This window comes from Streptodolium elevatio (assembly GCF_053592165.1).
This window is the reverse complement of sequence record NZ_JBSFVE010000003.1, coordinates 307,398-334,389: the sequence shown is the minus strand read 5'-3', so window position 1 is coordinate 334,389 and position 26,992 is coordinate 307,398. Positions and strand designations below refer to the sequence as shown.

General features: G+C 71.6%; 19 protein-coding genes. 15 read left to right on the top strand and 4 right to left on the bottom strand.

Features of this window, described 5'->3' with window-relative positions:
- Positions 1-17 precede the first annotated feature (17 nt).
- Positions 18-1,337: a hypothetical protein gene (locus ACWD12_RS09070; protein ID WP_450098967.1), complete on the top strand. Its 1,320-nt coding sequence runs from the start codon at positions 18-20 to the stop codon at positions 1,335-1,337.
- A 98-nt stretch (positions 1,338-1,435) separates the two neighbouring features.
- Here ACWD12_RS09070 and ACWD12_RS09065 read toward each other — a convergent pair whose 3' ends face one another.
- Positions 1,436-2,419, bottom strand: coding sequence for an ATP-binding protein (locus ACWD12_RS09065; protein ID WP_450098966.1), 984 nt, complete (start codon positions 2,417-2,419; stop codon positions 1,436-1,438).
- Positions 2,420-2,604: 185 nt separating this feature from the next.
- Between ACWD12_RS09065 and ACWD12_RS09060 the strand changes: the two genes are divergently transcribed.
- Positions 2,605-3,426: an oxidoreductase gene (locus ACWD12_RS09060; protein WP_450098965.1), complete on the top strand. Its 822-nt coding sequence runs from the start codon at positions 2,605-2,607 to the stop codon at positions 3,424-3,426.
- A gap of 595 nt (positions 3,427-4,021) precedes the next feature.
- Here the strand turns inward: ACWD12_RS09060 and ACWD12_RS09055 are convergent.
- Positions 4,022-4,840 (bottom strand): HAD family hydrolase, encoded by an 819-nt coding sequence (locus ACWD12_RS09055; RefSeq protein ID WP_358364410.1) that lies wholly within the window; start codon positions 4,838-4,840, stop codon positions 4,022-4,024.
- Positions 4,841-5,882: 1,042 nt separating this feature from the next.
- Between ACWD12_RS09055 and ssd the strand changes: the two genes are divergently transcribed.
- The 7 genes from ssd to ACWD12_RS09020 all read left to right on the top strand — a co-directional run bounded on the left by ssd (position 5,883) and on the right by ACWD12_RS09020 (position 12,516).
- Positions 5,883-6,983: a septum site-determining protein Ssd gene (ssd, locus tag ACWD12_RS09050; RefSeq protein WP_450098964.1), complete on the top strand. Its 1,101-nt coding sequence runs from the start codon at positions 5,883-5,885 to the stop codon at positions 6,981-6,983.
- Between the two features lie 783 nt (positions 6,984-7,766).
- Positions 7,767-8,930, top strand: a complete 1,164-nt coding sequence (locus tag ACWD12_RS09045; protein ID WP_450099065.1) for a TadA family conjugal transfer-associated ATPase — start codon at positions 7,767-7,769, stop codon at positions 8,928-8,930.
- 337 nt (positions 8,931-9,267) lie between these two features.
- A complete protein-coding gene (locus ACWD12_RS09040; RefSeq protein ID WP_450098963.1) occupies positions 9,268-10,311 on the top strand; it encodes a type II secretion system F family protein in 1,044 nt (347 codons plus the stop codon).
- The gene (locus ACWD12_RS09035; protein WP_450098962.1) at positions 10,299-11,075 is read left to right on the top strand and encodes a type II secretion system F family protein; all 777 of its coding nucleotides are present in this window, start codon (positions 10,299-10,301) and stop codon (positions 11,073-11,075) included. Before ACWD12_RS09040 ends, ACWD12_RS09035 begins: the two co-directional genes overlap by 13 nt.
- A gap of 127 nt (positions 11,076-11,202) precedes the next feature.
- Positions 11,203-11,727 (top strand): DUF4244 domain-containing protein, encoded by a 525-nt coding sequence (locus ACWD12_RS09030; protein ID WP_450098961.1) that lies wholly within the window; start codon positions 11,203-11,205, stop codon positions 11,725-11,727.
- Positions 11,714-12,130, top strand: a complete 417-nt coding sequence (locus ACWD12_RS09025; protein ID WP_450098960.1) for a TadE family type IV pilus minor pilin — start codon at positions 11,714-11,716, stop codon at positions 12,128-12,130. The genes ACWD12_RS09030 and ACWD12_RS09025 overlap by 14 nt, the downstream gene beginning before the upstream one ends.
- A 65-nt stretch (positions 12,131-12,195) precedes the next feature.
- Positions 12,196-12,516: an Rv3654c family TadE-like protein gene (locus ACWD12_RS09020; protein ID WP_450098959.1), complete on the top strand. Its 321-nt coding sequence runs from the start codon at positions 12,196-12,198 to the stop codon at positions 12,514-12,516.
- Between the two features lie 434 nt (positions 12,517-12,950).
- On the opposite strand, the gene ACWD12_RS09015 is transcribed toward ACWD12_RS09020, so the two are convergent.
- Positions 12,951-15,362, bottom strand: a complete 2,412-nt coding sequence (locus ACWD12_RS09015) for a DEAD/DEAH box helicase (protein WP_450098958.1) — start codon at positions 15,360-15,362, stop codon at positions 12,951-12,953.
- 108 nt (positions 15,363-15,470) lie between these two features.
- On the opposite strand from ACWD12_RS09015, the gene bldG reads away from it, so the two are divergent.
- The 5 genes from bldG (at position 15,471) to ACWD12_RS08990 (ending at position 21,858) form a co-directional block, all read left to right on the top strand.
- A complete protein-coding gene (gene bldG, locus ACWD12_RS09010) occupies positions 15,471-15,812 on the top strand; it encodes an anti-sigma factor antagonist BldG (protein WP_358357365.1) in 342 nt (113 codons plus the stop codon).
- Positions 15,813-15,927: 115 nt separating this feature from the next.
- Complete coding sequence (locus ACWD12_RS09005) at positions 15,928-16,404, top strand: ATP-binding protein (protein ID WP_450098957.1); 477 nt, start codon at positions 15,928-15,930, stop codon at positions 16,402-16,404.
- A 535-nt stretch (positions 16,405-16,939) separates the two neighbouring features.
- On the top strand, positions 16,940-19,333 hold the full coding sequence (locus ACWD12_RS09000) for a sodium-translocating pyrophosphatase (protein ID WP_358357360.1): 2,394 nt from the start codon (positions 16,940-16,942) through the stop codon (positions 19,331-19,333).
- 189 nt (positions 19,334-19,522) lie between these two features.
- On the top strand, positions 19,523-20,308 hold the full coding sequence (locus ACWD12_RS08995) for a hypothetical protein (RefSeq protein ID WP_450098956.1): 786 nt from the start codon (positions 19,523-19,525) through the stop codon (positions 20,306-20,308).
- A 65-nt stretch (positions 20,309-20,373) separates the two neighbouring features.
- Positions 20,374-21,858 (top strand): DUF7059 domain-containing protein, encoded by a 1,485-nt coding sequence (locus ACWD12_RS08990; protein ID WP_450099064.1) that lies wholly within the window; start codon positions 20,374-20,376, stop codon positions 21,856-21,858.
- Between the two features lie 62 nt (positions 21,859-21,920).
- On the opposite strand, the gene ACWD12_RS08985 is transcribed toward ACWD12_RS08990, so the two are convergent.
- Positions 21,921-23,525: an MDR family MFS transporter gene (locus tag ACWD12_RS08985; RefSeq protein WP_450098955.1), complete on the bottom strand. Its 1,605-nt coding sequence runs from the start codon at positions 23,523-23,525 to the stop codon at positions 21,921-21,923.
- Between the two features lie 465 nt (positions 23,526-23,990).
- On the opposite strand from ACWD12_RS08985, the gene topA reads away from it, so the two are divergent.
- Positions 23,991-26,852 (top strand): type I DNA topoisomerase, encoded by a 2,862-nt coding sequence (topA, locus tag ACWD12_RS08980; protein WP_450098954.1) that lies wholly within the window; start codon positions 23,991-23,993, stop codon positions 26,850-26,852.
- The last annotated feature ends 140 nt before the right edge of the window (positions 26,853-26,992 follow it).

Genomic DNA, 26,992 nt, shown 5'->3' with positions numbered 1-26,992 from the left:
AACAAATGAGGTGAACTGTGCGTTCTGTCCGAGGTGCCGCCGTCCTTGTGGTCGTGGCGGTGCTGGCCGCCATCGGCTTCGTCGTGTTCGCCAAGAGCGGTGACGACAAGGATTCCGGTGCCTCGCCGGCCAAGAACTCCGGCGCAGGGCCCAACGGCGGCTCCGGTTCGGACTCGCCGTCACCCACCGGCCCCCGCGAGGGCAAGCCGATCGGCGACGGGTCGACGAGCGACACCGGCCCGCAGCCGAACCAGCCCAAGGTGGAGAAGCTGAAGCCGGGGGAGAAGCCGCCGCAGTTCGTGGTCTTCTCGTGGGACGGCGCGGCCGAGATGGACGGTGTGAACCTCGTCTCCCGGTTCCGCAAGGTGGCGCGCGAGAGCAACGCGTACATGACGATGTTCCTGTCCGGGATCTACGTCCTGCCCGAGTCGAAGAAGTCGCTCTACCAGGGACCCAAGCACGGTCCGGGGGCGACCGACATCGAGTTCCTGCTCGACAAGAACGAGCGCGCCACGCTGCAGCAGATGCGTGAGTCGTGGCTCGAGGGCGACGAGATCGGCACCCACTTCAACGGCCACTTCTGCGGCGCCAAGGGCGGCGACAGCTGGTCGGTGGAGGAGTGGAAGAAGGAGATCGAGCAGGCCTACTCCTTCGTGCAGAACTGGCGTACCAACTCCGGCTGGACCGACATCCCGTCGCTGCCGTTCGACTACAAGAAGGAGCTGATCGGCGGCCGGGCCCCGTGCCTGGAGGGGCAGAACACCCTGATCCCCGCCGCGAAGCAGTTCGGCTGGCGGTACGACGCCAGCTCGAAGGGCGGTCTCCAGGTCTGGCCGAAGAAGAAGGACGGCCTGTGGGACCTGCCGCTGCAGTCGCTGCCCTGGCCCGGGCCGGGCGGCAAGTCGCAGCTGTCGATGGACTACAACATCATGTTCCAGCAGACCAACGGCAAGAAGGATGCGCCGCAGTCGCAGTGGCCCGCGCTGGAGCAGCAGGCGACCGACTTCTACATGGGCGGCTTCGACCGCGCCTACAACTCGAACCGCGCGCCGCTGTTCATCGGCAACCACTTCGAGACCTGGAACGGCGGCGTCTACATGAACGCGGTCGAGAACACGATGCGCGGCGTCTGCAAGAAGGACGGCGTGCGCTGCGTCTCCTTCCGGCAGTTCGTCGACTGGCTGGACGCGCAGGACCCGGGCGTCGTCGCCAAGCTCCAGGGCCTCGGCGTCGCCCAGACGCCCGCCGACTGGGGTACGGTCACCGGCGGTTCCCAGGCCCCGGTCAACCCCGCGGGCTCCGCGCCGTACATCGCGCCCCCCGCGCGCCGCGACTGAGCATTCCCGGACGGCCGGGCTACCGGAGTCCCTGCAACGCCGGAGAGGGCGGACCCGCATAGTGCGGGCCCGCCCTCTCCGGTTGCGGGAGGGCGTGGTCAGACCCGCGCCGCAAGCGCCGCCGGGCCGAGCACGAACTCCGGGTCCACCTGGGTCGTCAGGTCGACACCGGTCTTCGAATTGGCCCAGCTGTGCGCGTTCTTGATGTGGAACTCGACCATCTGCGCGGTGTAGCGCTGCCAGTCGCGGTGCTCGTACGTCGCGTCCACCGCCTCGCGCATGCGCTCCAGCGCCGCGCGATTGTCCGCTTCGAGCAGCTCGAAGCCGGGGGCGCGGCCCTTCTCGACCTCGCGCACGAACTCCGACTGCCCGGTCCAGGTCAGCAGGTCGGCGCCGACGTGCTCGCGCAGGAACGCCAGGTCGTCCGGGCCCTGCACCTTGTTGCCGACGACGGCGAGGGAGATGTCCCAGTCGCGCGCGTACTCGCGGTACTGCCGGTAGACGCTCACGCCCTTGCGGGTCGGTTCGGCCACCAGGAACGTCATGTCGAAGCGCGTGAACAACCCGGAGGCGAAGGCGTCCGAGCCCGCGGTCATGTCGACGACCACGTACTCGCCGGCGTCGTCCACGAGGTGGTTGAGCATCAGCTCCACCGCGCCGACCTTGGAGTGGTAGCACGCCACACCCAGGTCGCCTTCCTCGAAGGGACCGGTGGCCATGATGCGCATCCCGCTGCAGCAGCTGCCGACGGGACGGCGGCAGGCGTCGTAGACGGGGTTGTCCTCGTCCAGCCGCAGGAGCCGCGAACCCTGCCCGGGCGGCGTCGTCTTGATCATTTCCGCCGCGGACGCGATGCGCGGGTTGTCGCCGCGCAGGTAGTCCTTGATGAGCCCGAGGTGGGCGCCGAGCGGCGGGATGGCGGCGGCCTTCGCGTCGGTGAGCCCGAGCGCGACGCCGAGGTGCTGGTTGATGTCCGCGTCGACGGCGAGGACCGGGAGGCCGGCGGCGCCCAGGTGGCGGACGAAGAGGGACGAGAGCGTCGTCTTGCCGCTGCCGCCCTTGCCGACGAAGGCGATCTTCACGCGGTCGGTCCTTCCGTGCGGGGAGCCACGTTGTCGAGAGTGACAATCGTTTTCGACAAGGATCATCCGTTGCGCTTCGTGTCCGCGTCAATCGGAGCGTGAGAGCGCCCTCGGAGGGGCCGCCGGGCCCGGCGAGCGCCGGGGGGCGTACGCGCGGGGGCGCGCGTTGCGCGTAGGGTCGGCGGGTGGACACCCGAGACCCGTTCGCCGCCGTCGCCGCGCTGCCCGGCGTGCCCGAGGCCGTCGAGACCGCCCGCAAGGCCGTCGACGCCCTGCTGGGGCACCGCACGATGCGCCGCCGCAGCCCCGAGATCAGCGCCGAGTCCGCCCTGCGCGGGGCGCGCGCGAGCGCCGCACTCGAGGGCGCGGACTGGTCCCTCGAAGAGGTGCGCCGCCGCACCGACTACTCGCGCACCGACGACGCCGAAGCCGGCATCGTCGGGGGCGCACTGCGGCTCTCCGCGGAGTACGGGACCCTCGTCGACATCTGGCGCCGCAGCCCCCTCCAGGTCCTCGCGCGCCTGCACATGGTCGCCGCCGCGGACGTCGTGGCGGCGGACGCGCTCGGCCGCCCGCGCCTGGCCGGGGAGGACGTGGCGGTTCGCCCCGACCCCGGCGTCCTGCCCGGCGCCGACGAGGTGACCGCACGCCTGGACGGCCTGGCACGGCTGCTCATCGAGCCGAGTGAGGCACCGGCGATCGTCGTCGCCGCACTTGTACACGGCGAAATCCTGGCGCTCCAGCCGTTCGTGTGGGGCAACGGCCTCGTCGCGCGCGCGGCGCAGCGCATTGTGCTCATCACGCGCGGGCTCGACCCGAAGTCGGCGGTCGTGCCGGAGGTGGGACACCTCGACCTGGGGGCGGACGCGTACGAAAAGGCGCTGCGTGGCTATGTGTCCGGTACGCCGGAGGGTGTCGCGGGGTGGGTCGGGCACTGCGCGGAGGCCGTGACGCTGGGGGCGCGCGAGAGCGTTGCGGTGTGCGAGGCGGTCATGCGCGGGATGTGAGTGCGCGTGGCGGGTGCGGTCTGTGGTTCGCGGTTCGCGGTCGGTGTCGTGCTGCTGTGCTGCTGTGCTGCTGTGCCACCGTCCCGCAGTGCCACGGTGTCGGCGGGTTGCGGGCGCACAAAAATTGGCGGCGCCCACGGGGAGGACGCCGCCACTCGTCACGTACAACGGGGTACCAGAGCGTGCACCGTTATGACGGCCGGCCCGGGGCGAGCCCCGGTGGTCCGGCGCGTTCGGCCCCTACGAGGGTCGGTCGCGCGTGGGTTCCCGATGTCCGTGCTCGGTCCGTGTGGCCGTCTGCCTCGGTGGGGTGTCGCCACCCCGCCCGGAGGCGGTCCCGCGGGCCGTTGATCCCCTTTCTACTGGGTTGCCGGAGTCAGCGGAACCCTTCGCCCAAGATCTTTACCTTTCGGGTCGAAGGTGATCAATCGGGCGCCGTTGCGGCCTGGTTGCGGCGTGTTTTTGCGGCGTGTTTGCGGCGCGGTTCGGTGTCGCTTCGGCTGCGGTTCGCCGGGCAGTTCGCGCACAGGTGTTGCTTGCCAGTGCCTGCCTGCCGGCCTGCTTGTCTTGCCGGTTCGGCTCGTGCCCGGCCCGGTCAGCGCCTCCGCTTCGCGGCGTACCAGACCAGGCCCGCGGCGGCGGCGCCCGCGCCGAGTGCCGTCGCCGCCAGCACGGACCGGGAGGGGACGGGCAACGTCGGGACGCGCTGGCGCAGTTGCACGGGTCGGTTGAAGGTCAGCACCGGCCAGCCGCGCGCGACGGCCTCGCGGCGCAGACCCCGGTCCGGGTTGACGACGTAGGGGTGGCCGACCGCCTCCAGCATGGGCAGGTCGGTGACGGAGTCGCTGTACGCGTAGGAGCGGGTCAGGTCGTAGCGCTCGCTGTCGGCGAGTTCGCGCACCGCGTTCGCCTTGTTCTCGGCGTACGCGTAGTACTCGATCTCGCCGGAGTACCGCCCGTCCTCGACCACCATGCGCGTCGCGACGACCCGGTCCGCGCCGAGCATCTCCCCGATGGGCTCGACCACTTCGGCGCCCGACGAGCTGACGATCACCACGTCGCGGCCGGCCGCGTGGTGCTCCTCGATCAGCGACGCGGCCTCGTCGTAGATCAGCGGGTCGATGAGATCGTGCAGCGTCTCCGCCACGATCTCGCGCACCTGCTGCACATCCCAGCCGCGGCACAGCGCGGAGAGATACTCGCGCATGCGCTCCATCTGGTCGTGGTCGGCGCCGCCCACGAGAAACACGAACTGGGCGTACGCGCTCTTGAGCACGGCCCGGCGGTTGATCAGACCGCCTTGGTAGAACGATCTGCTGAACGCCAGCGCGCTGGACTTGGCGATGATGGTCTTGTCGAGATCGAAGAACGCTGCGGTCCGCTTGGGTACGTGGTTTTCCACGTACCTGAGGATAGGGGGAGCCATTCGGCGTAAACTCAGGCACACGGGTTTGCCCGAGAAGCCTCTCGGGTACATCCTGGAAGCCACGGATCGTTCTGCGACCGTGCTAACCCGGTCCGGCTCCTCCCCCCCGAGTCGGCCGTGGAGACGACCCCCGCTCTCCCCCCCGGCGGGGGTCGTCGCTTGTCCGAGACGGTTTCGCGCGGACGCTTCGGCGGTGGGTTCCCGTAGTGGTACCGCAGGTGATCCCTGCTTGTCGGGGCGATTTCCGGGCCCTACGGCGGCGGCTTCCGTCCCGAGGAGGAAGACCTTCCGGCCTTGTCGAGCGGGTGCGCGACGTGCGCGCGCGGGGCCGTACGGGGGCTCGTACGCAAGCTTGTGGCGTGGCGCGTCGGCGCGCTCGACCGCTGCTCGCCGCCGACTCTTCCGCTTCGTGCTATCCGCTCGCTAACAGCTTGCCCGCCCCGGACTTACCCGCTTGTGCCATCCGGTGCCCCTCCCCGCGTGGCGACTTGACATCGGCGGCGCGTCGGGCGATCCGGTCGGATTTCTTCGGGTTCTCTTGGGTTCCGTCAAGTTCCTTCTGGTTTCTTCGAGTTGGTTGTTCGTGTCGGTGGATCGGAGAGTTCCGCGCGTAGTTCCGCGATTTCCGTCACATCGCCCGCACATATGCACTCGATCGTTACTTCACCATCCCTCAAAAGGGTGATTCCGTTATCCACAGGGCGGGGTTATCCCCAGCTTTGCTCCACCCGCTCGGCCGAACCCCCGGGGTGCCCGAAGGTTGAGGCAGACCTTCGGGAGGCCGCACACCGGACAGCACCACCGCACCGCGACGCTCCACCGCACGACCGACGCACGACCCCAACGCGCAGCTTTGAGGCCCCGCTTCGAGCCGCCGTCGGAGTCGGGCACCGCGTGGGAGCCGCGCGCCCGGATGACGTGGCCCAAGCCTCTGTGAACCCATGACGCGAACCGACCTCCCGAGCACATCCGACCGAGCCGGCGCGCCTGCGCGTGCGGCGGCCGGTCCACGTACCTCGGGAGCTCGGCCATGTCCTCGTTGTCACCACCACGCCCGGTCGGTCCGCCGCGTCCGCTGCTCGTCACCGGTGATCCGCGCCTCCTGGACGAACTCTTGCGCCTGTGCGCGGTCACGGGCATCGAGCCCGAGGTCTGCGCCGACGCCGGGTCGGCCCGCGCGGCCTGGGGCGCGAGCCCGCTGGTGATCGTCGGCGACGACCTCGCCGACGAGGCCGCCCGCTGCGGACTCCCGCGCCGCGACGACATCGTGCTGCTCGGCTCCGACCTCGACGACGGCGAGGTCTGGCGGCGGGCCGTCGCGGTCGGCGCCGACCATGTCATCTTCCTGCCCGACGCCGAGGCCTGGCTCGTGGACCGCTTCGCCGACATCGCCGACGGGGCCACCAGCGCCGCGCTGTCCGTCGCGGTGGTCGGCGGGCGCGGGGGAGCGGGGGCGAGCACTCTCGCCTGTGCGCTCGCGGTCACGGCGGCGCAACGCGGGCGCACCGCCGCCCTGATCGACGTGGACCCGCTGGGCGGCGGCATCGATGTTCTGCTCGGCGGCGAGGCCGTCGGCGGGCTGCGCTGGCCCGATCTGCGGGGCGCACGGGGGCGCGTCGACGGAGGTGCCCTGTCGGCCGCGCTGCCCCGCCTGCACGGGCTCACGGTGCTGTCCTGGGACCGCGGCGCCCCGGGCGGGGTTCCGCAGGACGCGATGCGCGCGATCGTCGGCGCGGTCCGACGCCGCCACGAGGTGGTTGTCGTCGACATGCCCCGGCGCCCGGACGCCGTATCGGAGGAGGCCCTCGCTCAGTGTGGGACGGGCCTGGTCGTCATCCCGGCCGAGCTGCGCGCGATCGCCGCCGCGGCGCAAGTGGTCTCGCTCGTCCGACCGGTGGTCCGCGATCTGCGCGCGGTCGTCCGTACCCCGTCACCGTCGGGACTCGACCCGGACGAGGTCGCGGCCAACGCCGGTCTCCCGCTGGCCGGCGAACTCCGGCACGAGTCCGGCCTCGTCGAGTCGGTCGAACGCGGTGAAGCCCCCGGCACGAAGTCGCGCAGTCCGCTCGCCCGCTTCTGCCGCGACTTCCTGGACCGGGCCATGCCCACACCCCACTCGGAGGTCGCGTGAACCGCCCCACAGGCAACACGCAGCGCCCCAGCCCCCGTTGCCCCACCCTTCAGTGCGGTGTCGCGGCGACCCTCACTGCGGATCACAGGGTCGGCGGTTCTGTGCAATCCGATCAAGCGATCCGCGCGCAGGTCGATCCGAGCAGAGGTCGATCCGCGGATCGTCCCGCACAGCCGATTCGCATAGGCCGATCCGATGCGCTTGATCCGATGGGCCCGATCTGACCGCCAACGCAGCGACCGCCAACGCAGCCGCTCGCTCGCAGCCACTCACCTGACGCCGCATCCGAAGCCACTCACCTGACGCCGCATCCGAAGCCACATCAACCACAGGTCACTTCCACCGGCTCCGGCGCCTCAGCGGCCGTCTTACTGCCGGCTGTTCCACCACCCCGTGTCCCAGCACCACCTGCCCTACCACCCGTCCGACCGGCACCCGGTCGACCAGCGCCTGTCCCATGCCAAGGAGTCGCTCATGAGCCCCAGCACCGCCGCCCGCGCGCAGACCGGCGTCTACCCCGCACACCCCCTGCTGCCGCCCACGCACACGACGCTCCAGGGCATTCCGACCACACCCGAAGCCGACAGCAGCCGTCCCCGCCCCCGCCCGCTCGCGAGCGCCGCGGCTCCCGTCGCTCCGGCCCCGCGGCATCCGCTCGCGCCGCGACCTCCGAGCGCGCCGCCGCCCCCGACCACACCCTCGGTGCCACCCGTTCCGCCCATGCCGCCGCGGCCGCCCGCACCTCCCGGGCCCGCGGGGCCACCCGACTTCCCGCCCACCGACATGCCGATCGATCCACAGCTTGTCGACGGCGTGCGCGCCCGCCTCGCAGCCGAGGGCCGCGATCCCACGCACGCCGCCGTCGCCGAAGCGCTCCGCGCCCAAGGCCGGGTACTGGGCGACGCGACCGTCATGGCCGTTCTGCGTGCCCTGCGTTCCGAAATCGTCGGTGCCGGCCCCCTCGACGCGCTCCTCGCCGACCCCGAGGTCACCGACGTCCTCGTCAACGCACCCGACGAAGTGTGGATCGACCGCGGCGCGGGGCCGCAGCGTACGCGGGTGACCTTCCCCGACGACGCCGCGGTCCGACGTCTCGCGCAGCGACTCGCCACCTCGGCGGGCCGGCGCCTGGACGACGCCTCGCCCTACGTGGACGCGCGCATGCCGGACGGCGTCCGCCTGCACGCCGTCCTCAAGCCCATCGCGGTCCGCGGCACCTGCCTCTCGCTCCGGGTGCCCCGCCGGACCACGATGTCGCTGAACGACCTGGTCACCTGCGGGGCGTTCCCACCCGAGGCGGCCGAGATCCTGCGGGCGATCGTCGCCGCCCGGTGCGCATTCCTGATCTCCGGTGGCGCGGGAACGGGCAAGACCACGCTGCTCGGTGCCCTCCTGGGGACCGCGCACCCGGCCGAACGCCTCGTCCTGATCGAGGACTCGGCCGAGCTGACTCCCCGACACGCCCATGTCGTCCGACTGGAGTCCCGGCCGCCCAATATCGAGGGGGCGGGCGCCGTCAGCCTCCGGGACCTCGTCCGTCAGGCGCTGCGCATGCGTCCGGACCGCATCGTCGTGGGCGAGGTGCGCGGCACCGAAGTCACCGAGTTGCTGGCCGCTTTGAACTCCGGCCAGGAGGGAGGAGCCGGCACGATCCACGCGAACTCGGCAACGGATGTGCCCGCGCGTCTCGAAGCCCTCGCCTCCCCTGCCGGCCTCACCCGCGACGCCCTGCACAGCCAACTGGCCGCCGCCCTTGACGTGGTCGTCCATCTCGTACGCGACCGGGACGGACTCCGCCGGGTCGCCGAAATCCACGTTTTGGAACGCAATCCGCGAGGCCTCGTGCATCCCGTGCCGGCGCTGCTCCTCGACCGCACGGCCCCACACCGCCAGGGCCCCGGCTTTCCGCGCCTGGCCGCCCGCCTGGCGGGCTGGTGGCGCCCCTGACCACCGCGCCCCGGCCTGTGCGAGGGCGGACCTTCGTGCTCGGTCCCCTCGCGGCGCCGACTCGCGGCCTCGCACCCACGTCGGAGAGCTCCGGCGCCGGGCTGCCTCGCCACACCCAGCGCGTCCGCAACCACAAGGCGCAACCCCGCAGCTCGTCCCCGGTGGCCTTCAGTCACCTTCAGGCGCCTTCGGTCGGGACTCGACAGGGAGTCGGCGACACCGTTCCCCAGAGGGCCGTCGGGGCCCGGCGGTGTGCCAGGCGTCGCGGGCGCGGCGCGAGTTTGAAGACACGCCCATCACCTCGGTCAGCCTTGGCGATCCAGACAGGCGGCTCCACATGACCTACCTCGCAACCTCCCTCACCACTTCGGCGTCTTCGACGCCACCGCCCCTTGCCCCCGCGACGCCGTTCCCGACCTCCTTGGCCGTCGGCACCCTTCTGGCCCCGGTCCTTGCCGCCGGTGCGATCTGGATCGCGGGCACCCGCGTGGGCCGGGCGCGAGTCCGCGACCTCGCGGCCCCCGCGCCGGTCGGGGGCAGGGGACTCGGCGGAGTCCACGAACCTCACGGGCCTGGCGGGTCAGAGGGGCTAGACGGGCCAGACGGGGCACGTGCCTTCACCGTCCCGGCCAGCCGAGCCGCCAAGGCCGGCAACAGACTGCGGGCCGCCGTCCTCGCCCGCGAGGCACGTACGACCGTGGTTCTCCTGGGGTGTTCGATGCTCCTCGCCGCCACGACCGCATCCCTGGTCCCTCTGGTGCTCGCGTTACCGGCGTCCGTGTACTCGGTGCGGCGGCGCGCCCGGGCAGAGGCGTTGCGCGCCGCCGTCGAGCGGCGCTCGGGCATCGCGGAGCTGGCGACCGCGATGGTCGGCGAACTGCGGGCCGGGCAGCCGCCGTCCGAAGCGTTCACGGCGGCCGCCCAGGTCCTGACCGGACCCGTCCGCAGCTGCCTCACCGAGGCGGTGGCCGTCGCCCGCGTCGGCGGCGACGTCCCCGACGCTCTCGTGCGAGCCGCCGCGGCGCCGGGCGCCGACGCCCTCGCGCGCATCGCCGCCTGCTGGCGAGTGGCCGCCGAACGCGGGGCGGGTTTCGCGCCCGCCCTCGACCGGATCGCCGTCGGCCTGCGCGCCGAGGAGTCCGGACACCGTGAATTGGAAGCCGAGTTGTCCGGCGCCCGCACCACCGCCCGCCTTCTCGCGGCCCTGCCGCTCGTGGGCCTGCTGTTGGGGCAGGGCGTCGGTGCGAACCCGCTCGACGTACTCCTGCACACGCCGCTCGGCATCGGCTGCCTCACCTTGGGACTGATCCTCATCGCCCTCGGTCTGGACTGGACGGACCGCATCGCCCGGGACGCCCGGGGACCACGATGGACGGCGTAGCCGCGACGCCGGGTCTGCTGGTCGTCGGCGTACTCGCGGCCTGCGCCGCGTGGTTCGCCGTCCCGGCGCCTCGAACCCGCGGCCGTGATCGATTGAAGGCCGCCGTTGGCACCCGTCACGGAGGGCGGCCCGCCGCGCCGGACACGCGCGAGGCCCGCAAGGCCCGGGTACGCCGCGCAACAGCAGCCGCACTTGCGGGGCTGGCCGCCGCGCTCGTCGTCGGCGGACTCCCCGGAGTCGTCGCCGCACCGCTCGTCGGTCTTGCCGTGGACCGGCAACTCGGGCGCATAGCCCCGGCTGCCGATCGTCTCCGGCGTGAGCGCATGGCGGCCGACCTTCCGACCGCGGCCGATCTGCTGTCGGCCTGCCTGGCCGCGGGTGCGCCTCCCGTCGAGGCGGTGACGGCGGTCGCCGACGCGATCGGCGGTCCGCTCGGCAGCGAACTGCGGGCCGCGGCAGCCTCGGTACGTCTCGGCGGTGATCCGGCGCGCAGTTGGTCGGCCCTCGCGGCGTCCCGCGAACTGGCGCCGCTGGCCCGTGCGCTGTCCCGTTCCGGTGAGGGCGGCGCGCCGCTTGCGGAACGGATCGCGCACGTCGCCGACGAATGCCGCGACCGCCGACGAAGTGACCTGACCGCAGCCGCGAGACGCACGGCCGTACGCGCCACCCTGCCGCTCGGCGTGTGCTTCCTGCCCGCCTTCCTGCTGATCGGAGTGCTTCCCGTCGTCGTCGGCCTGGCGACGCCGTTGCTCGCGCAGACCTGACGCCGACCCCGACGCTGGCTCCCGCCTTGACTCCGACTCCGACTTCGGCTCCCGCCCCGACTCCGAGACCACTCCGACTCCGACCCCAACCCCGGACGCCCGGCCCACGAACAACTGGAGGACCTCCATGTCCGACACCACCACCGTCACACCGACCGACGCAACGACTTCCCCTGTCACGCCGACCGCTACCTCCGCAACCTCCACCGTCTCGACGGCCTTGGCGACGACCAGCGCCGCAACCGCCGCAACCGACGCTGTCCCGGACCCGGTCGCCACGACCCTCGCGGCACCGCCCGCGCCGACCGCGACGCCACCGAACGGCCACCCGGCCGGGGCCGACCACCCGGCCGGGGCCGATTACCCGACGGAAGCCGACCACCCGCAGGCCTTCGCGGAGCCGTCGTCCGCCAAACGGAAGCCCGGTATTCCGCGCGTTCTCGTGCTGCGCATGCGGAAGCGAAGTGGCCCACTGTTCCGCCGACTTGGACGGCTTCTCCGGCGTGACGACGGAATGTCCACGGCGGAATACGCGGTCGGCACCGTAGCGGCGGTCGCATTCAGCGCGGCGCTCTACAAGGTGGTCACCAGCGATGTCGTGACGGACGCGTTGAGCGCGGTCATCGGAAAGGCGCTCAATGCGACTTTCTGACGCGCCCGACCCGCCGGTGGCGCCGACGAAGCGAAAACCAAAACGGAAGTTCGGCTCCTCCGACGGGGGATACGTGACCGCGGAATCGGCAATGGCGCTTCCGGCTATCGCGTTGGTCCTGCTCGCACTCACGACTGTCGTCGGCGCCGTGGCGCTGCAAATCCGTTGTGTCGACGCCGCGCAGGCCGGTGCGCGGGCGCTCGCACGAGGGGAGGCGCCTGCGGATGCCCTGGCTGTTGTGCACGAACTGGCACCACGCAGGGCGGTCACCGAACACACGAAGCGGGACGGGCGTGTGCGGGTCCGCGTGACTGCCGACGTACCGCTTCCCGGGCCGTGGCACCGGCTGCGGATTCCTGTCCATCACACGGCAGTTGCCGTGGACGAGGCGGCACCCCCGTGACGGGGCCCGCGGGACCGGCGCTTCCCGGTCGATTCCGGGTCGAGCGACACGGAGAGGAGGGTTCCGTGACCGTCTGGGTGGCGGTCTGGTCGCTACTACCGGTGTGCCTGGCGATGGTCATGCTGGCGTACGGCGCGGCCGTGGCGACGCGACACCGCGCCGCAGCGGCTGCGGACTCGGCGGCGTTGTCCGCCGCGGCTCACGCGGCAGTAGGGCAGGGCAACGCGTGTGCGGAGGCCCGTCGGACGGCCGAGGAACAGGGGGCATCGCTGGTCATGTGCGTGCTCAGGGGCGAGTTCGTCGACGTCGTCGCCGAGTCACGTCCACCACTGCTCCTTCGTCCGTTCGGCAAGGCTCAGGTAGCCGCGCGCGCAGGCCCCCGGTGACCCGGTTGTGCGGCCCCGGCGAACCGGGGCCGCACAACCCCTGGACCGGTGCTCGGCTCGGACAACGCAGCCCTGCCGCCGCCCCCAGGCCGTGCGGATCACCTGTCGTCGACCGCTCGCGTCGGCTCCGATCCCGATCCCGATCCCGATCCCGATCCCGATCCGATCCCGATTCCAAGTCCGGTTTCCGGTTTCCAGCCCCCGGCCCCGAATGCGAACCCAATCGCAACCCCGACCCCAACCTCAGTCCCGATTCCGGTCCGAGTCCACTGCCGATCACGATCTCGCTCACATGGCCGGACACTCGATCAACACAATCCACCGCACTCGATCCCGAATACACGATGCACAGCCCTGATTCCGCACTCGGTCGGTCGGTGGGCGCGCCAGGGGATCACTTGGTCCCGTCGGTTCCATCGGTCGCGCCCGTCCGCCTACTGCTCGGACTTGTCCGACTCCGCCTGTGCCTGCCCCTCCAACTCGCCCTCGCGGCCCTGCAGCAGCACGGTGAGCAGTCTGATCGCACCGGGCTTGTCGAGCGGGAAGTTGCCGTTCCCGCACTTGGGGGACTGCACGCAACTCGGGCAGCCGGCCTCGCATTCGCATGCGGCGATGGCGTCGCGGGTGGCAGCGAGCCAGGAGGGGGCTGTGGCGTAGGCGCGTTCGGCGAAACCCGCGCCACCCGCGTGGCCGTCGTAGACGAACACCGTCGGCAGGCCGGTGTCCGGGTGCAGGGCGGTCGAGACTCCGCCGATGTCCCAGCGATCGCAGGTCGCGAAGAGGGGAAGGAGGCCGATCGAGGCGTGTTCGGCGGCGTGCGCGGCGCCCGGCAGGTCCGTGTCGTCGAGGGCCGCGTCGGCGACCTGGTCGGGGGTGACCGTCCACCAGACCGCGCGGGTACGCAGCGAGCGTTCCGGGAGGTCGAGCTTGTGCTCGCCGAGCACTTCGCCGGTCATGATGCGGCGGCGCTGGTAGGACACCACGCGGCTGGTGACCTCGACCGAGCCGAAATGCAGGCGGCCTTCGCCCCACGGCTCCGCGCGCACCTCTTCGAGGATCCGGATGTCGGTCGTCTCGCGGGCGGAGGTCGTCCAGTCGGGCGCGGCGCGGCGGACGAGGGCGACGTCGTCCGCCAAGTCGAGCAGACGCACCAGGTACGTGTCGCCCTGATGGAGGTGGACGGCGCCTTGGTGGACCGCGCTGTGCGCGGCGGCGGCGTCGACCGTGCCCAGCACTCGCCCGGTGTCCTCCTCGACGACGCGCACGGCCTGGCCGCCGGCGCCGCGGATGTCGGTGAGATCGGTCGCGCGCTCGGGACTGGTCCAGAACCAGCCCGAGGGGCGTTTGCGCAGCAGGCCGCGCCGGACCAGGCCGGGGAGCAGTTCGGCGGCGACCGGCCCGAAGAGCGGCAGTTCGCTTTCCTCCAGCGGGAGTTCGGCGGCGGCCGCACACAGGTGCGGAGCCAGCACGTACGGGTTGTCCGGGTCGAGGACGGTCGCCTCGACCGGGCGGTCGAAGAGCGCCTCCGGGTGGTGCACGAGGAACGTGTCGAGCGGGTCGTCCCGGGCGATCAGGACGGCGAGTGCGGCCTGCCCGGCGCGGCCCGCGCGTCCGGCCTGCTGCCACAGCGACGCCCGCGTGCCGGGGTAGCCGGCCAGCAGGACGGCGTCCAGGCCGGAGACGTCGACGCCGAGTTCGAGTGCCGTGGTGGCGGCGACACCGAGCAGGCGGCCGTCGTGCAGCGCGCGCTCGAGCCCGCGCCGTTCGTCGGCGAGATAGCCGGAGCGGTACGTCGCGACACGCTCGGCCAGCCCGGGGTCGATGCGTTCGAGTTGGTCGCGGGCCATCACGCGGACCACCTCCGCGCCGCGCCGGGAGCGTACGAAGGCCACCGTGCGCACGCCGTCGACCACGAGGTCGGTCAGCAGGTCCGCCGCCTCCGCGGTCGCGGTGCGCCGCACCGGGGCGCCGCGTTCGCCCTTCAGGTCGGTCAGCGGCGGCTCCCACAGTGCGAAGGTGAGTGCCCCGCGCGGGGACGCGTCGTCGGTCACCGCCACGATGTCGTCCGGCTCAGCGCCGATGAGCCGGGCCGCGGCACCGCCCGGATCGGACACCGTCGCGGACGCCAGGATGAACACCGGGTCGGAGCCGTAGCGGCGACACACCCGGCGCAGACGCCGGATCACTTGGGCGACATGCGAGCCGAACACGCCGCGGTAAGTGTGGCACTCGTCGATCACGACGTACCTGAGTGCCTTCAGGTACGCCGACCACGTGCGGTGCGCCGGGAGCAACGACCGGTGCAACATGTCCGGGTTGGTCAGCACGTACGCCGCATGTCCCCGCACCCAGCGCCGCAGATCGACGGGCGTGTCGCCGTCATAGGCCGCCGCGCGCACCGGATCAAGTCCCGTTTGCGCGGCGCGCAACTCGTCCACAGCCCGGATCTGGTCGGCTGCGAGCGCTTTCGTGGGGGACAGATACAGCGCGGTGGCACCACGGCCGTTCGGAGCCCGGGTACCCTCCAAGAGGGCGGTGAGTACCGGCAGAAGGTAGGCCATGGACTTGCCCGAGGCGGTGCCGGTCGCCAAGACGACTGATCGGCCCGACGCGGCTGCCGATGCGGCAAGCGCCTGGTGTTCCCAAGGGTGGTCGACACCGACCGCCCGAAAAGCGTCCACGACTTCCGGGCGCGCCCAATCGGGCCAGATGGTCGGCCTGCCCCTTCGCGGGGGTATGCGCCGAACGTGTGTCACTCGATCGGGTCGCCCGTGGGCCGCGATCAAGCGGTCCAACAGGTCTTCCTGGGAGTGTGGATTGGGCGACATCGGGCACCAGTCTCGCATCGAAAGTCGTGGGATTCATCGTCCTGTAGCGCCCATAAGTGGTTGAATGCCTTGGCGGCTGCCGATCCTTGGGGGGCGACCGCTCGATAGCAAGGTGCTGGAGGATCCGTGGACCTGTCCCTGTCGACCCGAACCGAGGGCGGCCGTACGGTCGTCGAGGTGGGCGGCGAGATCGATGTGTACACCGCCCCCAAACTGCGCGAGCAATTGGTGGAACTCGTCAACGACGGGAGCTACCACCTGATCGTGGACATGGAGGGTGTGGACTTCCTGGACTCGACCGGTCTGGGCGTCCTGGTCGGCGGTCTCAAGCGCGTTCGCGCGCACGAGGGCTCGCTGCGCCTGGTGTGCACTCAGGAGCGCATCCTGAAGATCTTCCGTATCACCGGTCTGACCAAGGTGTTCCCCATCCACACCTCGGTGGAGGAAGCCGTCAACGCGACGGACTGAGCCGCGCCCGTCCGTCTCGCGGAGGGGCGCTCCGCCCGCCACCGCTTCAACCAGGTAGCGCTTCGCACCGGACAGCCCGCCGGTCGGAACGTCGGCAAGTACGGCTGGGGGATCTATGGCCATCGTCGAGCTGCGCTTCACCGCGCTGCCCGAACACGTCCGTACGGCGCGGCTTGTCGCCGCCGCCGTGGCCCGCCGGGCCGGTGTCGCCGAGTCCGTGCTGGACGAGGTACGCCTTGCCGTCGGCGAGGCGTGCTCGCGCGCGGTCGGTCTCACCCGCCAGGTGGGTGCGGACGAGCCGGTGACGGTGACGCTCGACGACGGCGACGGGCGGTTCTCGATCGAGGTGCGCGACGCCGTTCCACAGCCCGCGGTGGTGGGCGCCGGCGAGCCCGGCGGTTCCGTCGGCCTGCCCGGCCCCTCGGGGACGAACGGCATGAGCCTGGACGTCGCGGAGAGCGAGTTGGGCCTCGCCGTGATCCTGGGCCTGGTCGACGAGTTGGACGTCCGCGCGGGTGCCGACGGCGGCAGTATCCGTATGTCGTGGCCGTCCGAGAAGGGCAAGATCGGGGACGACCCGCTGGGGTTGTGACGCAGGTGGGTGCGCGCTGGGGCGAGCGTCCCGCTGCCGTGCCGGCAGACGCGTCGACCGCTGTGTCCCGCGCTGCTCCGACCGCCGCCCCGACTACTGCTCCAAGCGACTGAATTATCCGCGAACGGCGGGCCTTCCATACGGAAGGCCCGCCGTTCGCTTTCGCTTTCTCCGCTGGTGACCGGCCGCGGCCAGTAGTCGCGACCACTTCGCCTGCACTTCGCCTGCCACTCCGTAGGCAAGTTCGTAGGCCTCCGTAGGCCAGTTCGCCCGCCAGTTCGTCGGCCAGTTGTGGCTTCGACGGGAGGCCGCAACGTCGGCTTCTATCCCGATTCCGGCGGCGCAAAACCTGTTTACCCGGGGATTGCCCCGAATCGCGGCGTAGTGCGCGTATTTTATGCATAATTCGATATGATCATGAAGATTACCGTGGTGTGTTCTTGATCATTTGCATACACTCCCATTCACGTTGTAAAAGATCGTCTAGCGCCCGTCTGAGAAGCCAGTCCGAAACATCCCTCGCGATGGAGGACGCATGTCCGGGCTCCAACTCACCGAACTCGCCACTGTCACCGCAGCACCGGGGACCGCCGAGGTCGCCGGGACCGATCTGACGTACGTCGTGGTGGTCGCGGTCATTGCGCTCGGCGCCCTCGCCGTCGCCGCGGCCCTGGTACGCCAGGTGCTCGCCGCCGACGAGGGCACCGCGAAGATGAAGGAAATCGCCGGTGCCGTCCAGGAAGGCGCCGCGGCCTACCTCACCCGCCAGTTCCGCACCCTGGGGCTCTTCGCCGTCGGGGTCTTCTTCCTGCTGATGCTGCTTCCGGCCGAGGGCTGGGACGAACGCATCGGCCGCTCGGTGTTCTTCCTCGTCGGCGCGGTGTTCTCCGCGATCACCGGCTACACCGGCATGTGGCTCGCGGTCCGCAGCAATGTGCGCGTGGCCGCCGCGGCACGTGCCGGCGGCACCGGCCCCGAGGCCTCGCACACCGCCATGCGGATCGCGTTCCGCACCGGCGGCGTCGCCGGCATGTTCACCGTCGGCCTCGGCCTGTTCGGCGCCGCACTCGTGGTGATCATCTACCGCGAGGACGCGCCCAAGGTCCTCGAAGGGTTCGGCTTCGGCGCGGCCCTGCTGGCCATGTTCATGCGTGTCGGCGGCGGCATCTTCACCAAGGCCGCCGACGTCGGCGCCGACCTGGTCGGCAAGGTCGAGCAGGGCATCCCCGAGGACGACCCGCGCAACGCCGCCACCATCGCGGACAACGTCGGCGACAACGTCGGCGACTGCGCGGGCATGGCGGCCGACCTGTTCGAGTCGTACGCCGTGACGCTCGTCGCGGCGCTCATCCTCGGCAAGGCCGCGTTCGGCGACGCCGGCCTCGTCTTCCCCCTGATCGTCCCCGCGATCGGCGTCATCACCGCGGTCATCGGCATCTACGCGGTGTCGCCGCGCGCCGGGGACCGCAGCGGCATGACCGCGATCAACCGCGGGTTCTTCCTGTCCGCGGTGATCTCGCTCGCACTCGTCGGCGTCGCCGCGTTCGCGTACCTGCCCGACAAGTTCTCCGAGCTCGAAGGCCTGTCCAACACGACCGCCACCGGCAAGGAGATCCTCGAACACTCCGGTGACCCCCGGGTGTTCGCCCTCGTCGCGGTCCTCATCGGCATCGTGCTGGCGGCCGTGATCCAGCAGCTGACCGGCTACTTCACCGAGACGTCGCGCCGCCCGGTCCGGGACGTCGTCAAGACGTCGCTCACCGGTCCGGCGACCGTCATCCTGTCGGGCATCTCGCTCGGCCTGGAGTCCGCGGTGTACGCGGCCGTGCTCATCGGCATCGCGGTCTACGGCGCGTACCTGCTCGGCGGCGGCATCATCATGCTGGCGCTGTTCGCGGTGGCCCTCGCCGGCACCGGCCTGCTCACCACGGTCGGCGTGATCGTCGCGATGGACACGTTCGGTCCGGTCTCCGACAACGCGCAGGGCATCGCCGAGATGTCCGGCGACGTCGAGGGCGAGGGCGCGCAGGTCCTCACCGACCTGGACGCGGTCGGCAACACCACCAAGGCCATCACGAAGGGCATCGCCATCGCGACCGCGGTGCTTGCCGCGACGGCCCTGTACGGCTCGTACCGCGACGCCGTCGAGACCGCCCGGGTGGAGGTCGGGGAGGGCGCGAACGAGAGTATGTCGCGCCTCGAGGCGCTGTCGTTCAACCTCGACATCTCCCAGCCGAACAACCTGTTCGGGCTGATCCTCGGCGCCGCGGTCGTGTTCCTGTTCAGCGGCCTGGCCATCAACGCGGTGGCGCGCGCCGCGGGCGCGGTGGTGTTCGAGGTACGCGAGCAGTTCCGCACGAAGCCCGGGATCATGTCCGGCACGGAGAAGCCGGACTACGGCCGCGTCGTCGACATCTGCACGCGCGACTCGCTCCGCGAACTCGCCACCCCGGGCCTGTTGGCGGTGATGGCACCGATTGCGGTCGGCTTCGCCCTCGGCATCGCACCGCTGGGCGCGTACCTGGCCGGCGCGATCGGCGCGGGCACCCTCATGGCGGTGTTCCTCGCCAACTCCGGTGGCGCGTGGGACAACGCGAAGAAGACGATCGAGGACGGCACGTACGGCGGCAAGGGTTCCGACGCGCACTCCGCGACCGTCATCGGCGACACCGTGGGCGACCCGTTCAAGGACACCGCGGGCCCCGCGATCAACCCGCTCCTGAAGGTCATGAACCTGGTCGCACTGCTGATCGCCCCCGCGGTGGTCAAGCTCACCATCGGCGCGGACGCCAGCGACGGCCTGCGCGCGGGCATCGCGGTCTTCGCGATCGTGGTGATCATCGGCGCGGTCTGGTGGAGCAAGCGCAAGTCCATCGCCGTGGGCACGCCGAACAACGAACCCAAGGACGCCACTCCGGTAGGGGGCTGACCTGCGGCGGGGCGTACCACCCCGCTGACCGGACGGGCCGGGAGACGGTCCGCCGGCATTCGGGACGGAGGGCGATGCGGTGGACCGCGTCGCCCTCCGTCCGTGTCGTATGCCACCCTCGGACTGCCGCGGGGCCCCGCCGCAGGGGCCTTGCAGACGCGGTACGGCGATGCGAACACGGAGACGAGCGTGGCACGTAAGACCCCGGCGATATCCCCCGCACTCGCGGCCCTGGCCGCCGCCGTGGTGGTCGTGACCGCCGGATGCGGCGGCGACGACGGCGACGACAACACCAAGAAACTCGCCGACTGGGCGGGCAAAGTCTGCACCACAGACGTCACCGGCCGCATCGACGCCTCCAAGAAGGCGCTCGACGACATAGGCACCGTGGTTTCCAATGAGACCCCCGAGGCGCTCAAGGCCCGGCTCGCCGCCGATGTCGCCAAACTCGCCGAGGCCAACACCGCGTTCGCCGCCGCCCTCGACCGGGCCGGCCCGCCGGAGATCAAGGACGGCCGGGCCCAGATGCAGGTGCTGACCGGCGACCTGCGCGCCACCGCCGCCGGGTGGACGGCCGTCACCACCAAGCTGGAGGAACTGCCGACCGGCGACCAGAAGGCGTTCGCGGACGCCCTGCGCGCGCTGGAGCCCACCATCTCCAGCTCCCTCACGGTCTCGCGCGCCGCGCTCGACAAACTCCACCAGGGCGCACTGGGCAAGGCCCTGGCCGGAGTTCCGGGCTGCGTGAGCGGCCCCGCCGCGTCGCCCGGCGCGCCGTCCGACGCCACGCCGGAGACGTCGCCCGCCCCGCCGGCGGACCCGGCGACGGCGCCGCCCGCCTCGGCTCCCGTACCGCCCGAGGGCTCACCGTCGGCCTCCGCCTCGGTGTCCGGCTCCACTTCGCCGTCGGCGTCGTCCTCGGCGTCGGCGTCGGCGTCGGCATCGTCGTCCGCCTCGGCGTCCGCGAGGCCTTAACCCCGCCGGACACCCCGTGGCGGTCCGGAAGACCGGTCGGCACAAGGCAGGATGGTCCTGTGACCATGCACGACTCCTCCCAGGTGACCCGGCTCCGCGAAGCGCTGGCCGACGCGGACTACACCGTCGACGGGTGCCTCGACGCGCTCGGGCCGCAGGCGTACGGTGCTCTGTCGCGCAGCGAGACCGTCCCCGCCCTGCGCTCCTTGCGCGGCGACGGCGGGCCGCTCGCGACCTTGATCCGGCTTTTCCTGCTCCAGACGCGGGTGCCCCTCGCGCAGGCGCGCACCGCGCTGCCCTTCGACGAGGCGGTCGCGGGCGGCCTGTTGGCACGCGACGGCGACGAGGTGCACGCGCTCGTCGACATCCGGCCGTACGGCGAGGCCGACACCGACTGGTGGGTCGTCTCCGACCTCGGCAGCGGCATCGGCGGGGTGTCCGGTTCGGTACGCCCCGACCACGTCCTGGGCATCGGCGGCGCCTCGACCACGCTGGCCGGGATCACGGTCCGCGAGCAGGCCGACCGCGTCCTCGACCTCGGAACCGGCTGCGGCGTCCAGGCCCTGCACGCGTCGCGGCACGCCCGAGCCGTCACCGCGACCGACGTCAACCGCCGCGCGCTGGACCTGACGCGCCTGACGATGGCGCTGTCCGGCATCGCCAACGTCGGTCTCGCCGAAGGGAGTCTGTTCGAGCCGGTCGAGCGCGAGACGTTCGACCTCATCGTCTCGAACCCACCCTTCGTGATCTCGCCGAAGGGACGCTTCACCTATCGCGACGGCGGCCTGCCCGGTGACGAGATCTGCCGCCGCCTGGTCGCCGAGGCACCGGCGCACCTCGCGGACGGCGGCTACTGCCAGCTGCTGGCCAATTGGCAGCACGTCAAGGGGGAGGACTGGCAGGACCGCCTCCGCGAGTGGCTGGCGCCCACCGGCTGCGACGCGTGGGTCGTGCAGCGCGAGGTCCAGGACCCCGCGCAGTACGCCGAGTTGTGGCTGCGCGACGCCGGCGACCACCAGAGCGCGGAGTACGCCGCCCGGTATGACGCGTGGCTGGACGCGTTCGAGCGCGACGGCGTGGAAGGTGTCGGCTTCGGCTGGATCTCGCTGCACAAGTCGGGCAGCGAACGGCCGGTGGCGCACATCGAGGAGTGGCCGCACGCGGTCGAGCAGCCGCTCGGCGCCGAGATCGCCGCGTGGTTCCGCCGCCAGGACGCCCTGCGCTCGCACGACGACGCGGCACTCCTCGGCACCGCGTTCCGCCTCGCTTCCGCGGTGCTCCAGGAGCAGACCGGGCAACCCGGCGCCGAGGACCCGGAGTACGTCGTGCTCCGCCAGCAGCGCGGCATGTGCCGCGCGGACCGCGTCGACACGGTCGGCGCCGCGCTGGCGGGCGCGAGCGACGGGCGCCTGACCGCGGGGGCGATCGTCGACGCGATCGCCGAACTGCTCGGCGAGGACCAGGTGGCCCTGCGGGACGCCGTACCCGGTCCGCTGCGGTCGCTGATCGCCGACGGATTCCTGCTGTTTCCGGAGACCCCCGCTCCCTGACCCGAGCCGCACCCGAGCGTCCCTGACCCGAGCCGTCACCCGGGTGCTTCTGACCCGGACCGCTACTTGACCCGCACCATCCGGCGCCGCTTCCCGCGTTCCGCCCGCGCCTCGACCGGCAGGCGCGTGTCGCGCATCGACGCCGCCGCCGCGAGGCCGAGCAGGACGCAGGGGAGCACCACGATGTAGACCGTGCTCATGCCGGCCGAGTACGCGTCGTGCACTGCCCCCTGGAGGCCCGACGCATACTCCCCCACCCGCTCCGGGTGAGCCAGCGTCGCGTCCGCCCCGCCGGGCGGCAGCTGCGCCTCGGCGACCCGGTGCTCGGCCAGCTCGCCGGGCAGGGTGTCGGTGAACCGCCGGGCGATCACCGCCCCGAAGACCGCCGTGCTGATGGTGCCGCCGAGGGTGCGGAAGAAGGCGATGGACGACGTCGCGATGCCCAGGTCGCGGCGTTCCACGGTGGCCTGCGCGGCCAGGATCAGCACCTGCGAGGTGAACCCGATGCCGATGCCCGACACGACCATCGCCGGCCACAGCGCGGGCGCGGGTGCCCCGAGGACCTGCCACGCGAGCAGCGCCGCGGACACCGCCGAGAGCGCCATGCCGATCATCGGGAAGACCTTGACCCGCCCGGTGCGCGCGATGAGCCGCCCCGACGTCGTGGAGCCCACCAGGTTCGCGGCGATGAACGGCAGCATCAGCAGCCCGGCCTCGGTCGCCGTGAAACCGCGCCCGAGCTGGAAGAACTGCGGCAGGAACACCATGGACGCGTACATCGTCGAGCCCATCAGGAAAGCCGCCGCGCACTGCGCCGTGAACGACCGGCTGTGGAACAGCCGCGGCGGCCACAGCGGTTCGCGGGCCCGCCGCTCCCACCACCCGGTCGCCACGAGCAGCGCGACGGCCGCGGCGCCGAGCCCGTACGCCGTCGCCGACGTCCACGCGAAGCGCTGCCCGCCGAACGACACCAGCAGCAGGAGCGCGCTGACGCCGGCGACCAGCAGCAGCGACCCGAGGTAGTCGACCGACACCTGCGAGCGGCGCCGCGGCAGCGTCAGGCTGCGCTGGATCACCACGAACGCGACCGCGGCGAACGGCAGCATGGAGAAGAAGCACCAGCGCCAGCCGATGGTGTCCACGAAGACCCCGCCGAGCAGCGGACCGAGGGCGGTCGACGACGCGAAGGAGGCGCCGATCCAGCCCTGGTACCGGCCGCGCTCGGCCGGCGAGATGATGTCGCCGATCACCGCCTGGCAGAGCGTGATGATCCCGCCGACCCCGGCGCCCTGCACCGCGCGGAACGCGATCAGCTGCCAGATGTCCGTCGCCACCGCGGAAAGCGCGGTGCCGGCCGTGAACACGCCGATGGCGGTGAGCAGCAGCGGCTTGCGTCCGTAGAGGTCGGACAGCTTCCCCCACAGCGGGGTCGCGGCGCAGTTGGTGAGAAGATGCCCGGCGACGACCCACGCCACCTTGTCGACCCCGCCGAGTTCGCCCGCTATGGTCGGCAGGCCGGTGGTGATGATGGTGCTGGCAAGCGCCGCGATGAACATCGAGATGAGCAGGCCGGTGAAGACGGTACGCCGCTGAGCTGCGCTGATGTCGGCGTACGGGGGCGCTGCCGCCGCATCGTCCAGGGGCTCTCCGGCTGTCTCGTGCTCCATGCCTGGCCCCGCTTCCGTGCCGATCTGACGGTCCATCAGAGATAACGACCTGTGGCCGAGGAAGCAAGATGTACCGGGCACTCATCGTTTTGTCCGTCGCCCTTGACCGGCCCCCGCGGCCGTTCGGGAGCGGCTCGGGCGGGGGAGGGTTAGCGGCCCGGGAAGCGGGAACCGTTGGGTGCGCGTTACCGTTCGAGTGGCATCGGGCCGATCCGTGTCGTATACCGGGCAGGGCCGGTTTGACATCGGGGGCTGGGATACCGTCACACTCCGCCACACGGCAGCTACATTCCCTGACGGGCGTCGGCCGCCCGGGCAACGCCGGAGCAAGGCCGGAGAAACGCCGGCGCAAGGCCGGACCGGTACCGGACGGAGCAACGGCGCAGCAGTGCCGCAGCAACGCAGCAACGCCATAGCAGTGCCCCCGCAGTGCCCCACAGCAGCAATCTGGAGAGAAGAGCGAAGGTGTCCCCGAGCAGCGAGACCGCGCGCGAAGGCAGTCGACTCGTCATCGTCGAGTCGCCTGCCAAGGCGAAGACGATCAAGGGCTACCTTGGGCCCGGTTACGTGGTCGAGGCCAGTGTGGGTCACATCCGCGACCTCCCGAACGGCGCTGCCGAGGTCCCGGCCGCGTACGAGGGCCAGTCCTGGGCGCGCCTCGGGGTCAACGTCGAGGCCGACTTCGAGCCGATCTACGTCGTCAACGCCGACAAGAAGCAGCAGGTCGCGAAGCTCAAGAAGCTCCTGAAGGACGCCGACGAACTCTTCCTCGCCACCGACGAGGACCGCGAGGGCGAAGCCATCGCGTGGCACCTCCAAGAGGTCCTTCAGCCCAAGGTGCCGGTGCGGCGCATGGTGTTCCACGAGATCACCAAGGACGCCATCCAGTCCGCCGTCGCCAACCCGCGCGAGCTCAACCAGCGCCTGGTCGACGCCCAGGAGACCCGCCGCATCCTCGACCGCCTCTACGGCTACGAGGTGTCGCCGGTCCTGTGGAAGAAGGTCGGCCCCAAGCTGTCCGCCGGCCGCGTGCAGTCGGTCGCGACGCGCCTGGTCGTGGAGCGCGAGCGCGAGCGCCGCGCCTTCCGCTCGGCCTCGTACTGGGACGTGCTCGGCACGTTCGACACCGGCCGCGCCGGCGACGCCACCGACCCGCGCACGGTCAACGCGCGCCTGGTCAACCTGGACGGCAAGCGTGTCGCCACCGGCCGTGACTTCGGCTCCGACGGGCAGCTGAAGGGCCGCGACGTCCTGCACGTCGACGAGGCCGGCGCCCGCGCGCTCGCCGCGGCACTGGAGTCGGCGCAGTTCGCGGTGCGCGCGGTCGAGCGCAAGCCGTACCGCCGCTCGCCCTACGCGCCGTTCCGCACCACCACGCTCCAGCAGGAGGCCTCGCGCAAGCTCGGCTTCGGTGCCAAGGCGACCATGCAGGTGGCACAGAAGCTGTACGAGAACGGCTTCATCACGTACATGCGTACCGACTCCACGACGCTGTCCGACACCGCGGTCGCCGCGGCCCGGGCGCAGGTCCGCGAGCTGTACGGCGCCGAGTACCTGCCCGACGCGCCGCGCTCGTACGCCGGCAAGGTCAAGAACGCGCAGGAGGCGCACGAGGCGATCCGCCCCTCCGGCGACCGCTTCCGCACCCCCGCCGAGACCGGCCTGACCGGCGACCAGTTCCGCCTCTACGAGCTGATCTGGATGCGCACCGTCGCCTCCCAGATGAAGGACGCGATCGGCCAGTCCGTCACGGTCCGTATCGGCGGCACCGCGGCGGAGGCCCCCGGCCTGCCCGGCCGCGACGCCGAGTTCACCGCGTCCGGCAAGATCATCACGTTCCACGGCTTCCTGAAGGCCTACGTCGAGGGCTCCGACGACCCCGAGGCCGAGCTCGACGACCGCGAGCGCCGCCTGCCGATGGTCGAGGAGGGCGACGCGCTCACCGCCACCGAGCTGACCCCCGAGGGCCACGCCACCAAGCCGCCCGCCCGCTACACCGAGGCGTCGCTCATCAAGGAGCTGGAGGAGCGCGAGATCGGCCGCCCGTCGACGTACGCGTCGATCATCGGCACGATCCTCGACCGCGGCTACGTCTTCAAGAAGGGCACCGCGCTGGTTCCCTCCTTCATCGCGTTCGCCGTCGTCGGCCTCCTGGAGAACCACTTCGGGCGCCTGGTCGACTACGACTTCACCGCGAAGATGGAGGACGACCTCGACCGGATCGCCCGCGGCGAGACCGAGTCGGTGCCGTGGCTGCGCCGCTTCTACTTCGGCGAGGACGCACCCGCGGGCGGCGCGCAGGCGGGCGACCACCTCGAAGGTCTCAAGGACCTGGTGACCGACCTGGGCGCGATCGACGCCCGCGAGGTCAACTCGTTCCCGGTCGGCGACGGCATCGTGCTGCGCGTCGGCCGCTTCGGACCGTACGTCGAGCGCGACGACAAGCGCGCCGACGTGCCCGTCGACCTGCCGCCGGACGAACTCACCGTCGAGAAGGCCGAGGAACTGCTCAACAAGCCGAGCGGCGACTTCGTGCTCGGCACCGACCCGGCCACCGGGCACCTGATCGTGGCGAAGGACGGCCGGTACGGCCCGTACGTCACCGAGGTGCTGCCCGAGCCGGAGACGGCCGCGTCCACGGCCGAGTCCGCCACGCCCGAGCCGGCGGCCCCGGAGGGCGGGACCGGAACGGGCGCGGCGAAGAAGACGACTGCGAAGAAGACCCCGGCCAAGAAGACCGCGAAGAAGGCCGCCGCAAAGGGACCGAAGCCGCGCACGGCGTCGCTGTTCAAGTCGATGGCGCTCGACACGGTCACGCTGGAGGACGCGCTCAGGCTGTTCTCGCTGCCGCGCGTCGTCGGCGTCGACCCGGCGAGCGGCGAGGAGATCACCGCGCAGAACGGCCGCTACGGCCCGTACCTGAAGAAGGGGACGGACTCGCGGTCGCTCACCACCGAGGACCAGCTGTTCACGGTGACCCTCGACGAGGCGCTCGCCATCTACGCGGAGGAGAAGCGGCGCGGCCGCGCGGCCGCCAAGCCGCCGCTGAAGGAACTCGGCGAGGACCCGGTGAGCGGAAAGCCGGTCGTGGTGAAGGACGGCCGCTTCGGCCCGTACGTCACCGACGGCGAGACCAACGCCACCCTCCGGGCCGCCGACAGCGTCGAGGAGATCACTCCCGAGCGCGGCTACGAACTCCTGGCGGAGAAGCGAGCCAAGGGCCCCGCGCCCAAGAAGCGCGCCGCCGCGAAGAAGGCCCCGGCCAAGAAGGCCCCCGCGAAGAAGACCGCGGCGACCAAGAAGGCCCCGGCGAAGAAGGCGACCTGAGGTTCGCTGGTACGAGGGCCGCCGGAACTTCCTCCGGCGGCCCGTCCGCGTTTGCCCGGAACGGCGCCGATTGGTGTGCCCGGGCAACCGCGCGAAGTCCGGCGACGACCGGGAAACGCCGGTTTGAACGTCGTTTCCCT

Excerpts from the sequence above, each read along its gene's own strand:
- ssd (WP_450098964.1), top strand. The coding sequence starts at position 5,883 with ATGTCCTCGTTGTCACCACCACGCCCGGTCGGTCCGCCGCGTCCGCTG.
- ACWD12_RS09045 (WP_450099065.1), top strand. The coding sequence starts at position 7,767 with ATGCCGATCGATCCACAGCTTGTCGACGGCGTGCGCGCCCGCCTCGCA.
- ACWD12_RS09040 (WP_450098963.1), top strand. The coding sequence starts at position 9,268 with ATGACCTACCTCGCAACCTCCCTCACCACTTCGGCGTCTTCGACGCCA.
- ACWD12_RS09035 (WP_450098962.1), top strand. The coding sequence starts at position 10,299 with ATGGACGGCGTAGCCGCGACGCCGGGTCTGCTGGTCGTCGGCGTACTC.
- ACWD12_RS09030 (WP_450098961.1), top strand. The coding sequence starts at position 11,203 with ATGTCCGACACCACCACCGTCACACCGACCGACGCAACGACTTCCCCT.
- ACWD12_RS09025 (WP_450098960.1), top strand. The coding sequence starts at position 11,714 with ATGCGACTTTCTGACGCGCCCGACCCGCCGGTGGCGCCGACGAAGCGA.
- ACWD12_RS09015 (WP_450098958.1), bottom strand. The coding sequence starts at position 15,362 with ATGCGAGACTGGTGCCCGATGTCGCCCAATCCACACTCCCAGGAAGAC.
- ACWD12_RS09005 (WP_450098957.1), top strand. The coding sequence starts at position 15,928 with ATGGCCATCGTCGAGCTGCGCTTCACCGCGCTGCCCGAACACGTCCGT.
- ACWD12_RS09000 (WP_358357360.1), top strand. The coding sequence starts at position 16,940 with ATGTCCGGGCTCCAACTCACCGAACTCGCCACTGTCACCGCAGCACCG.
- ACWD12_RS08990 (WP_450099064.1), top strand. The coding sequence starts at position 20,374 with ATGCACGACTCCTCCCAGGTGACCCGGCTCCGCGAAGCGCTGGCCGAC.
- ACWD12_RS08985 (WP_450098955.1), bottom strand. The coding sequence starts at position 23,525 with ATGGAGCACGAGACAGCCGGAGAGCCCCTGGACGATGCGGCGGCAGCG.